The sequence below is a fragment of the Methylomonas sp. LW13 genome (genome assembly GCF_016865255.1).
Classification (GTDB): domain Bacteria; phylum Pseudomonadota; class Gammaproteobacteria; order Methylococcales; family Methylomonadaceae; genus Methylomonas.
Genome location: NZ_CP033381.1, coordinates 3,281,029 through 3,292,046 on the forward strand (window position 1 = coordinate 3,281,029; position 11,018 = coordinate 3,292,046).

8 protein-coding genes are annotated in these 11,018 nt (G+C 51.3%); 3 read left to right on the forward strand and 5 right to left on the reverse strand.

The genetic code is table 11. The features are described from left to right. Window positions 1–4: 4 nt before the first annotated feature. Together JL719_RS14805 and JL719_RS14810 are read left to right on the forward strand one after the other, a co-directional pair. Window positions 5–1,399, forward strand: a complete 1,395-nt coding sequence (locus tag JL719_RS14805) for an HlyD family type I secretion periplasmic adaptor subunit (protein ID WP_033159622.1) — start codon at window positions 5–7, stop codon at window positions 1,397–1,399. Between the two features lie 613 nt (window positions 1,400–2,012). Continuing rightward, the gene (locus tag JL719_RS14810; RefSeq protein WP_084153575.1) at window positions 2,013–2,633 is read left to right on the forward strand and encodes a hypothetical protein; all 621 of its coding nucleotides are present in this window, start codon (window positions 2,013–2,015) and stop codon (window positions 2,631–2,633) included. Here JL719_RS14810 and JL719_RS14815 read toward each other — a convergent pair. The 3 genes from JL719_RS14815 to traF form a co-directional block, all read right to left on the reverse strand. Next, window positions 2,623–5,820 (reverse strand): conjugal transfer protein TraG N-terminal domain-containing protein, encoded by a 3,198-nt coding sequence (locus tag JL719_RS14815; protein ID WP_033159621.1) that lies wholly within the window; start codon window positions 5,818–5,820, stop codon window positions 2,623–2,625. The two genes, JL719_RS14810 and JL719_RS14815, sit on opposite strands and share 11 nt — an antisense overlap. 63 nt (window positions 5,821–5,883) lie before the next feature. Beyond that, complete coding sequence (locus JL719_RS14820) at window positions 5,884–7,335, reverse strand: conjugal transfer protein TraH (RefSeq protein WP_129871419.1); 1,452 nt, start codon at window positions 7,333–7,335, stop codon at window positions 5,884–5,886. Beyond that, complete coding sequence (traF, locus tag JL719_RS14825) at window positions 7,332–8,342, reverse strand: conjugal transfer protein TraF (RefSeq protein ID WP_033159528.1); 1,011 nt, start codon at window positions 8,340–8,342, stop codon at window positions 7,332–7,334. Before traF ends, JL719_RS14820 begins: the two co-directional genes overlap by 4 nt. Window positions 8,343–8,843: 501 nt before the next feature. Between traF and mobI the strand changes: the two genes are divergently transcribed. Then, window positions 8,844–9,314 carry a conjugative transfer protein MobI(A/C) gene (gene mobI, locus JL719_RS14830; protein WP_051670554.1) on the forward strand — a complete coding sequence of 157 codons (471 nt, stop codon included), beginning with the start codon at window positions 8,844–8,846 and terminating at the stop codon, window positions 9,312–9,314. A 307-nt stretch (window positions 9,315–9,621) separates the two neighbouring features. On the opposite strand, the gene trfA is transcribed toward mobI, so the two are convergent. Further along, window positions 9,622–10,488, reverse strand: a complete 867-nt coding sequence (gene trfA / locus JL719_RS14835; protein ID WP_033159533.1) for a plasmid replication initiator TrfA — start codon at window positions 10,486–10,488, stop codon at window positions 9,622–9,624. 7 nt (window positions 10,489–10,495) lie between these two features. Next, window positions 10,496–10,939: a hypothetical protein gene (locus tag JL719_RS14840; protein ID WP_033159527.1), complete on the reverse strand. Its 444-nt coding sequence runs from the start codon at window positions 10,937–10,939 to the stop codon at window positions 10,496–10,498. Between the last annotated feature and the right edge of the window lie 79 nt (window positions 10,940–11,018).

Genomic DNA, 11,018 nt, shown 5'->3' on the forward strand with positions numbered 1-11,018 from the left:
TTTTATGAGCCACATCAATCTCAATAATGCGCCCAGCAAACCCGCTACGAATAGCGGACAACTATTGGATTTCCAGCCTGGTTTATTAAGGATACAACGGCAGCCGCCGCATCCTATGGCCTGTGTAGTGCTTTATTCACTACTTATTCTATTGGTGTTGCTGTTGGCATGGGCGGCGTTTGGTGAGCTCGACATAGTCGCGGTGGCCGAAGGTAAACTGGTACCTACTAGTTATCTCAAAATTGTCCAGCCGGCTGAGCAAGGGATCGTCAAGCAAATTCTAGTGCAGGAGGGCGAAAGCGTAGAAGCTGGCCAAGTATTAATGCGCATGGATGCCGTGTATTCAGATGCTGACCGTAAAGCGCTGACTAACGATTACCATAGTAATCGCCTCGCACTGCGACGTATTGACGCCCAATTATCCGACCGTCCGTTGCAAAAGGATGATCTTGATCCACCGGAACTGTACAGTCAAATTGCATCACAATACGCAGCAAATATCCATGCCTACCGAAACGCACTGTCGCAAGAACGCAGCGTATTGGAAAAAGCCCAACATGATTTGGCGGCAGCGGAACAAGTCAAAGCAAAATTAGTTCAAACCTTGCCGCATTACCGTGAGCAGGAAAATGCATTTGAACAACTCGCGCAGCGTGGATATGGCGGTCGCATCCAAGCCAATGAAAAAGTCCGTGAACGAATTGAAAAGGAACAGGATTTATTGACTCAGGCATCGGTGATTCAGGCAGCGAAAGCGACGATTACTCAAAGCCGGACTCATATTGAGCAGATTTCCGCCGATTATCTACGTCAACTACAAGCCGATAGAGTTGATGTCGCGACAAAACTAGAAAAACTGCGCCAGGAGTTAGCAAAAATCGAACACCGAAACGAACTTCTCGAACTGAAGGCCCCACAAGCTGCTGTAATCAAAGACCTAGCGACCCATACCATCGGTACAGTTGCCTCGCCGGGTACCATCCTTATGACTCTGGTACCTATGAATGAGAACCTGCGTGCGGAAGTATGGGTTACCAATGAGGATATTGGCTTCATTCGACCTGGACAACCGGTTAAATTGAAGCTCTCGGCGTTTCCCTTTCAGAAATATGGCTTGGTGGAAGCAAATATTAGTCATGTAAGTGCCGATGCCGTAGATAAACAATCCTCGGATGGTATGTCGCAGCCGGCTGAAAAAAACAATAAAACCGCAGTTCCATTAGCCTATAGAGCTTTAGCTGATTTGAGAACTCCTTACCTGGAAAACGAGGGGCAACAGCATTTACTGACGGCAGGTATGCAAGTGTCCGCAGAAATCAAACTAGGTACTCGTACGGTATTAGAATATTTACTTTCGCCAGTACGTAAAGCCTTTCACGAGGCGGCGCGAGAACGCTAATATTCTGGCTGCTCGTAGTCTGCTTTTTGATTTTAATTTGGACGTTTTATTACGGTTACCTGTTTTTTGTGTGGGGAAACAGAAGCGAATTCATGCCGGTTTGTACCTCATCAAGATGGTAGGAACGCTATCAAAAGAAAAATGGGGATAGATGAATTTTCGATTCTACTGATAAATTTAGAGGGAAGTGTCGAGTATCCTTCGCAAAGATCTTTTCCATTCATAAATAACATGCAGTCCACATTAATTTTTCTGTTCCCAACATCAAGCTTTCATAGGCGAGCCAGCGATAACGTCAATTTGCTCGCCGAATACCGGACAGTCAAGTCAGTCACTGGTCGCTTTAACTAACGAAATTGGAAAGTTACCCCGACCGACCGGTTTTGGCCGATCTCGTCTGCCATGTCCTAAAAATTCAAGAAATTTGAGAGTCTGCTATCGAGGTTAAATCCGTTTAAAAATATCCGATTGCGTCGTGATGAGCGAAGTTGAAAATGTGCTAAAGAACTTCAAAGGCAATGGTTAGCAATCCAAATGGGTTAAAGCTAACTAACTTGGCAACTCAGTCTGTTAGCGGTACGATAATACGGTAGCAAAAGGCTGGAGGTCATTAATGTCATCGTTTTCATCACAATCACCTCGCTTACGACTGGCGACCAAGAATCACCAAAACAGGCCCTCGAAGTCGGTATTTGCCGGGCATCATGCCACAGTCAATTGCCTCGAATGTCATCGTATCATGGTGCCCAGAGTAGTGACGTATTATGGCCAACCTCTGAGATCGATCTGCCCATTTTGTGGTGCCACCTTTGCGAAGTTTCCAAGTGGATTGCAGCGTCTTTTGCAACGTTTTCATACACGGAACTTATCGTTCACTGTTTTTTATCGCCTTTTGATTATTGTTATAGGTTTTGCCGTCATAGGGTCTTTGAGTTCTTGGGAATTTCTACCTAGCAGTTTGGGACGTTTAGCAATATTCGGTACCATTATCTTTGCGCCATTAGCCTTGGCAGAACTGATTTTTCAATGCATTGAACGATTAGCAGTCAAGTTCTCTCACGAAAGTAACTATTATTGGGCCGTTATAGTCCTATTGGCCATCATCATTGCTAATCAAGTTCATGATGTTACTGGTTACATTGTGATGTTTTTCCTTGTGATGTTAATTCGCGGACTAATTTCTGGTTTAGCTCAGTTCCGGAACACATCAAGTAAAACACACTTCAATAATTAATCAATCCGCGGGCACGATTATAGTTAGCAAGCTGATTGATCAGGTCACCTCTATTTTGTCCCGCAGCACTTTTCAGTACTTCGGCGATATTATTACCATCGGTCAAACCCTCCTCATCTAGGAGTTTCCGCTTTGCATTACCTAAATCCCCAGCATTTTCACCATAGACGGCAATACCAGAGAAGGCATCAATCATGGCTGCTCTGTAATAGGCTTGCTGGCTCGAAGTTAGCTTATCGGCTACTTCATTCACTCTTTGGTCGGCCCAGTTTTTTGTCGCTTCTTTAAATCCCGAATAGGATTGTGAAGCACCGTATTTTATGGCTTCCCAATAATTAGAACTCTTAGAATAGGCTTCATCAGCATGAGACATGAACTCTTTGATAAATTGTTGACTACCTGCACCCACTGCCTCAATATTTTTGGCCGAATTATAAAGACTCCCACCGAGATAATTGTATGAAGCCTCCGCCGCCGAAGGCGTGTCATTGGCCGCAGCCGCAATTGATTGTCTAAAGTGCTCGGCTTTGACATTCGCCAATTGCTCAAAGCCCTCTCTTGAGTTTTGTTCACGCTCTGCCAGGTTACGATCGTGTTGGGTTTCGACACGGGCTTCGCCACCGGCAATTTTTCCCGTCGCTGAACGAATCTGTATTTGTGCACGCTGATTCAGCGATTCGGTTTCAGCGCGCGGATCGTTGAGATGAGCCTGTTCGACTGATGCTTGAACCTTGCCTGCTTCCGGTGCATTGGCTTTCAGGGCTTCATTCCGGCTGGCATCCCAGCTTTGATCGGCTTTCGGCGCATTAAAAGTATCGCCGAGCAGTTGATATCCCGAGAGTTGCGCTTGGTGTGATTGTTGATCATCCAGGGTGCGGTAACTGGGTGACGAAAACCCAGTCAATAACGACATCCCGGCTGCGGCATAGGCTTGGTCGGCATCGCTGATCCAACCTGATGCTTTCCATTGCGATGCCAACCGTTGCGTATCACCTCGTAAGCCATACTGGTCTAGCGTGCGATCCAGGCGTTCCATCAAGCCAGGATCATGGGCGATTTTATAACCCGTTTCCGCCGCACCGAAACTGGCTTGAGTTCCGAAGCGTTGTTGGGCCGATAGGGTTTGTTGATAGGATTCGCTGGCCGATACCGCATCGGTTGCACTGTGTTGCAACGTAGACAGCGATTGATTTTGCAGTCCCATTGAGGCAACGTTTCGGGTGCCGGTTTGCGCATCCAGTGCCAGGCTTTTGGCTAAGCCAGCTTGGTAGCCTTGGCTGTCGTTGACCGTTTGGCTGATGTCCGCGGCAATGGCATCGGACTTATCCTGACTGACTTTAAAGTCATTCTGCAAACGACCTGAGATTGCGCCACTTAATTGGTCGTTACCGAGTTTGGCCCCTGCATTGGCGCTGCCGGCCACCAACGCCGAGAACTGATCCGCGGAAATACCGGTGTCTGCATGCTTCTTGGCAAAGGCCTCTCCGAACTGACGGTTATAGGCATCGGTATAACTGGAACTACTGGCAATCTGATTACCCAGCGAACGGCTATCAAATGCATCACTGGCGATACTCGCCGACTTCGACGCGGTTGATGACACGCTATTCATGAAACTGCTGGTCGCCTGTTCGGAAGCGCTGTAAGCCGACGAAACCGCCGCACTCATGTCCTTGCCGGCAGTAAAGGTAGGCAGCACTTTGTCGACACCGGTTTGGGTAACTGCTGAAAGTGGACTGTATTGATGTTGCGCCTGGGCATTCAATACCGGTGCCGGGCTGATCACATCCGGCGTGGCGATTTTCTCGTTCACGTAATCGCCACCATCCATGCGTCCCAGGAAATGGGTGGCGGTGACCGCCCCGCGATAGATCAGCATCAACGTGATCGCCGGCGTCGACGCCGCCAGCATGCCGCCGATTGACAGCCATTGCTGCAACTCCATATCCAGCTGGTAAATGCCCATCATTGACGGCAAGTTGTAGGTGGCGGTGGTCAGCGCCGCCATTTTGCCAGCGGCCGACATCTGGATGAACAGATTGATGACCGCCAGTATCGGCATCCACAACTGGATCCACAGCAACATTGAGAAGTAGGCGATATTCATCCGAATGCCAACATTGCCCAGCATCACCACAAAGGCCATTATCGGCGCAATGGCGTAACTCAAACCTTCGATGAAGGCCATCATCGGTCGTACGATCTTCGCAAACAAAGTTTGTTCGGCTGCCCATTGGGTATTACGTTGCTGAATGGCTTGTTCGACCATCGCCGCCTTGTTCCAATGCAAGCCGTCCTCATGCCGACCGATCACGCCTTTCTCGAACATCGGCATGATAGCTGACATCAGCATGTAATCGGCGGCATCGACTACTCCTGGCCCGGCCAGCGCATCGAAGGCCTCCTGAATTTTCGGTACCGTGTCGGCTGCCGACGGCACACCCAAGGTCGGTTGTAACAATCCTTCCAGCGCCGTCGCAAAATTGCCATTAGCGACCACACTCAAATCGGCCCAGGCATCGGTACAGGTTTTGGTTTGCGGTTGGCCGCCGACATAGATTTGGGTCATGTAAATATCGGAATCAAACCTGATCGCATTCAATGGATCGGCATCGCGCAAGATGGCATCTACCGATTTTTGATTCAAATCGACACCGGTCAAGGTGCATTCGCGCACGTAATTGGCGAACGAGGTTTCCATGTCGCTGCCGGCGTTCGGCACATTGGCGACGCCTAAATTCACCCGCGACAGCAGATTCTTCCGCACCGCCGTCAAAGTCTGCAAACTGTCCGCAAAACCATTGCCGGTCATCGACGGTGTGCCAAAGCCTTGTTCGAACAAACGCGTGGTGCGATAACCCATGTTCGACATCACGCTTCCCACCACCGCCGGCCCCAGCGGTACGTTGTCGATCACCACTACACTGCCAGTATAGGCATCCTCGATCGACACCCGAACCGAAGGCGCATACAGCATCAACCACAACACATACGCTAACAGCAAATCCTGATAGCGTATGCCGCGGCCGTCCCATTGCAACAAGGCCCGAAGCATGACGATGATGACGCCGATCAAACCGCCGACGGCCGCTGCTGTGCGGTAATCGCCGGTACAGGAGATCATCGCGATGGCATTGAGTATGGCTTGCAAATAGGCGGAATCGCCCACGGAGAAAATTTCAAACATGGGCGACCTGCCTTTTAATGAAAGAGGGAGAAATGCATCGTGGGGAGGACGGGGAATGAGCGTTTAAGGACTTGGCCACGCCATCCCGGACGCCGGCAACTGTGCCACGGTACCGTAGTGTTTCGGCTTCACGGTGGTCATCAACTGCTGGTAAAACGCCATCAAGGTTTGCGGATTGCCGTAGCGTCCGGCGATGGTGACGTACTCGTCTTGAATCTGCTCGCGGGCGTCTTTCAAGGCATCCATCAGCAATTTGGCGTAGGCATGGTCGTTCATGTGCGCCGCGGTTTGCACAGCATTGAGCAAATCGTTGACGATCAATTGCGCCAATTCCAGAGCAATCACCGGCGCGACTTCCTCGGCCCACAACTTTGCAATGCCGGCATCCTCCCTTGCCAAGTTATGGATCATGCCGCCGATGGCATCTGGCACAGTTTGCATGAAGGCTTTTTCGCTGTCGGTGATCTGGCCGCTGTTGGTCGAGAATTTGTAGATTAACCCGTTGCCGGTATTGGCAGAACCCAGCAGGATTTCCATCACCCGTTGCTTCAAGCCCACCAGATTGACGTTCTGGACAATGGGTTTGAGGCACTGATCGGCATCGTGTCCATCCGAACAGGTGTACATCCTGACGGTTTGATAACTATTGCCGACGTCATTGCCGTACATCAAATCCTTGATCCGCAGCACCGGTGGCGGCGCGCTGATGGCATTGTTCTCGCCTTTGCCATCGGGTGCGGCTTGCGGGGCATCGACGATCACGGTACCGGAAATACTCATCGCCGCTTCCAGCAAACTGTTGCCGCCAAAGCGGAACCAGCCGCCGGCATTTTGATTGACCAAGGCTCGCCAGACCAGATTACCCTGGATGATCTTGGTCATGTCGGTCGGGTCGTTCTGCTTGATTTGTTGTACCGGATCGCCCAGGGTGCTGGTATTGGTCCAGCTGGAAAACACATCCGATATGCCTTGGGTAAACGAGGCATTGGATAGATTGGTTTTACTTTGCAGGTCGAAGGCTTTGACCGTGTCGTTGACCAAGCCTTGTGCCAACCGGCAGGAATTGCTGAACATCTGGTTCATCTCCTGAATCTTCTTTTGCAGATCGGTCATCACGGAGGCACACCAGGGACACATGGCGCCGACCGCCAGTTGAAAGGCATAGCCTGCCGCATTGCCGGCCACGTTGCGCATCAATTGCACGAACTGGTTGAAATTGATGAAACTGAAACTGCCGGCGAACAAATCGATACCCCCGCAGCCGGCGCTGAACGAGGGCGGCACAAACGACACCAGATTGGTGTTGGTGATGCCATTGCGCGCCACCAGGCTGCCGCCGGTAATCACGCCACGACGTTGCCCCAAGTGGGCGGTCGGCCCCGTAAAGTTGGTCATGGTGCCGAACATGCTGTCCATTTCTTGCTGCAGGTCGGCATAGGCTGGAACGGAACTCCCGACCAACAGGATCAACACCAGTACCTGGCGGCAGCGCAGAGACAAAGAAAACGAAATCATGGCGTGCTCCCCAGATGGGCACTGCGTTGCAATGCCTGGATCAATGACAAAGGATCTTGTGCCACCGCCGGGCTGATACTGCCAGCCGTAGGTAACAGCATCGGTGTATTGCGAATCCCCTGAGTGGTTTGGTATTGCGAAGCATCGATCCAACCCGCTTCCTTGGCGGCTAGCAGAATCCGACCGGTGATTTCTTCCAGCGACAATGCGCCTTGCGCCAACGGTACAATTTGCTTGGGCGGTTTCATCAGAAACAGCGCCGGGGTTTGCTCAACGCCCAACATCGCCGCCTGACCGTTATTCCGTTTGAACTGACTGAAAAAGCCGTTCGGCATCGGTAAACCATCCAGCGATACGGGATAGATTTTGAAACCGTAGGCGTTTTCCAACATCGCCAGAATCGGTGCCTGCACATGGCAATATGGGCAATCGGATCGGAAGAAAAACAAAATGCCGGCTTGGGCCGCAATCGCTTTCAAGGCTCGTTCGGCCACCACGCTGGCTTGATGATTGGCTTCATTGGCCGCATAAGTCGCTACCGGTCTGCGCACGGTTTCATCGAGTTGCGGATCGGACATCACCACGTAACGGGCCGCATTGGTAAAACGCTCGGCTTTATCCATCATTACCCGCTGCAAATAGTAAAACGCCGCCACATTCTCGGGACTGGGATCGTCGATGGCCTGGTTCAGGTAATGCTCCAGGTTTTGCTTCAGCCAGGCGGAAGACAGCGGTTGGGGTTCTGTAGAAGGTTTGGCTATCGGTTCTGAAACCGATTTTTCCGAAGCATTGGCTTCAGGCTTGGGCAATCGCGGAAGAGGTTCAAGTGGTTTTTCAGCTGGGATGTTCTTGACCGACTCCGGCAACACCTCATACCAAAACCAGCCGCGCTGTTTGTCTTCGAAATACGACAAAGCAGGCGCCGGCAACGCCTCATCCCCGCGGACCATCGAGGTCGGCAGCGACAGAACGATCAGGAATGGAAGCAGGACGTTTTTCGGACTCATAGCCGAATTGTCCAGCACTCCCCTGCCCCGGCTGTTTGCGAAAACTCGCTAATTTTTGAGTTTTCGCAAGTTGAGTAAAAAAATTGCGTTTTAGACGCCCGGATCAACGAAATCCGCGAAAACATCGACTTCTCACGGAAGACCGTCAAACTCGGCCGATTAAAATTCAGCGTGCAGGGTCAAAATCACGATGGAAAAACCTACTGGCATTTGCGTAACGATCGCCTTGGTGTGCCTGGGCCGCAGGGGATTGCCTGGAGATCGGCGAGATCATGGCCGCCCTATACAGGGTTTTTCGTCCAATGTTCATACAGGGAAATGACTGAAGCTAAGACGCCCATCAAGACTAGGCAAGTCATTGATTCTATGAGGCATTTCGTAAAAAAACCTTGTTAGGTTTTTGACTCGGATTTTGACTTGCCTTGAACCCGTAATTTTTTCCCAAAAAAGTCACTAGGTTTTTGCAGCGAAAAAACCTGTGGTTAAGAATAGGTTTTTGACATGAATCCGATTACCGAATCGAACGATCGAATGACGTATGCCGATGAATGCGTCGTTGAGTGGCTGACAGCCAACGTTGAAGGTCTGCATGGTCAGGCGCGTATGCTGGTCGATGATTATTGGCGGCGAGTCAGCCAGGAACGCAAAAAATATCCGGCCTCTCAACGCGGCCGACTGGGTGTCCGAATCCGGCGCCGGGAGAGCGCTTATTCTTTCACCATCGAGTGGTTTTTGATTGCCTCGCTGTCGATCGATGGACAAACCAAACCGGTGACGCAATACCTCAAAAAGGGCAAAGGCTACCGCTATCCTTTGCAGCACGTGCTGAAAAAAGAGCCGGATTGGGAAGCCTCACTGGTAGAGGAATTCGAGAACGAGTTTGCCGACCTACGCAAACAAGTCGATTTATTGGGCAAGTTCCGAGATGCCTTTCATCGCTGTCGGCGTGGACTGCGTGAAAGCCTGAATTGATCGGTAGTCTGTTTCGAATGCCATGTTGGCCCGAAGTTATCCACAGAGGCGTAGCCCCTTATATAGATTAAAAAAAGATTATAAATAGATTAGCACCCGCTTTTTCGTGTCGTTAAAAATCGCTGCAGACCACGCTGGGCAAGGCCTGCGGCGATTCGTAAAAAAGAACTAAGCGTCGGTCGAATGCCGTGCCACTGTCGGCCGAATGCCGTGCCTCCGTCGGTCGAATGCCGTTAGTGCGTCGGCCGAATGCCGTGTCAGGGGGCTTCGACCGGACCAAATAGGCGTCGGTCGAATGCCGTGCTTTTTAGCCGATTTTGTTTTGCAAATAACGCTGCTGACTGGGGGTAGGATTTTTTTTGATTTTGACGGTATCTTCGGAAAGAACATAGCTTTCCAAACAGCCAATCCCCACCAAAGCATCCAGTGCTTTACGCAATCGGTATTTGAAATCGCGCAGCGTCCTAGCGCTACTTCCGCTCAAACGATGGATCGTGCTGATCTTCAACGGATACGGTGCCGCATGCGACGACAGAAAGCCATGCAGCCATAACGCCAGTGGGTGTTTACGCAATAACTGCCGCTGCTCGAATTCGATATGGGTATAACCGTCTTCAAACATTCGTAACATCGACTCGGTCAGTTCCACCACATAGCGCTGAGTTGCCTCGTCGCGGTGGTAGCGCAAAAAACCCTTTTCACCAAAGGTCTGCCGACCGTGATAGGTGATTTCAACGAAGGCACCGCCTAAACGCGCCATGGATTCTTTTAGCCATTCGTGCTGACTTTTGCCAGTCGAGCGGCCCAGCGCCGTCAGCAAGGCATGGGCACTGAAGGTTACGCTAAAGCCGGGCAATTGCGTTCTGGACAGGTGCACGATCTGCATCCAGACGTCCAAGTCGGACTGATTCAGTTGAACCCCCAGATAACGAACTTCGATGCCATCGACAGCCGCCAGTAAGGTGCGTTTTTTGTACGCTATCCGTTCATTGCCCTGCACACCGGCAAACAAGGCACTGCGCAAACAGGCATTTGGCGTGCCGCGCATACCGGCAGGCCAACTGGGAAGGGTGTCTAGCGGTTCAACACGTCGTGGTTGGGCTTTCTTGCGCTCCGTCAGTAACTGGAAGCGTTCGCTCAGGTTGGTCAGTAAGGTCGCTGTTTGTTGAGTCATAGCCATCTCACTTTTTCAAACTACGCGGATCGCAATGCCGGGTTGGATCGGTCGGGGGCAGTGGGGTTTTCTCGAGCCATTCGCGCTCGGCTTCAGTCAGCTCGAGCTGATGATGGCAGTATTTGCGCCAGGCGCGCTCTACCACCAATGGGTCGGGTGTAACCGGCCGCTCATCGTGATTCGTCGCGTCGACGGAGGCCTCGGTGGCCATCGACCAGATGGGATCTGCCAGCCTAACCACATGTTCGATGGACGACGTACACCAGACCGAGCCACCCAATCGACTGGGTTGCCGGGTGACGTCCAGACGCCATGCCTCGGATGTTGTGGTGGGAATCAGGGATTCGATGACAGTTTCGCTGACTTGATCAGACGGGGCTGGTAAGGTGCTGCAACCCACGCTGAACAAGGTGGGCAAGATGGCGGCAAACGGGGCGATGCGGATGTTCATGTCGTCTCCAAAACAGTAAGAAGACTCGACACAGTAAGCACTATTTTTCCAGGCTCGTTTGCGAAAACTCGATAATTAT

Bases quoted from the DNA above. Each gene is read 5' to 3' on its own strand.
- JL719_RS14810 (WP_084153575.1), top strand. From the start codon at position 2,013: ATGTCATCGTTTTCATCACAATCACCTCGCTTACGACTGGCGACCAAG.
- JL719_RS14820 (WP_129871419.1), bottom strand. From the start codon at position 7,335: ATGATTTCGTTTTCTTTGTCTCTGCGCTGCCGCCAGGTACTGGTGTTG.
- traF (WP_033159528.1), bottom strand. From the start codon at position 8,342: ATGAGTCCGAAAAACGTCCTGCTTCCATTCCTGATCGTTCTGTCGCTG.
- mobI (WP_051670554.1), top strand. From the start codon at position 8,844: ATGAATCCGATTACCGAATCGAACGATCGAATGACGTATGCCGATGAA.
- JL719_RS14815 (WP_033159621.1), bottom strand. From the start codon at position 5,820: ATGTTTGAAATTTTCTCCGTGGGCGATTCCGCCTATTTGCAAGCCATA.
- trfA (WP_033159533.1), bottom strand. From the start codon at position 10,488: ATGACTCAACAAACAGCGACCTTACTGACCAACCTGAGCGAACGCTTC.
- JL719_RS14805 (WP_033159622.1), top strand. From the start codon at position 5: ATGAGCCACATCAATCTCAATAATGCGCCCAGCAAACCCGCTACGAAT.
- JL719_RS14840 (WP_033159527.1), bottom strand. From the start codon at position 10,939: ATGAACATCCGCATCGCCCCGTTTGCCGCCATCTTGCCCACCTTGTTC.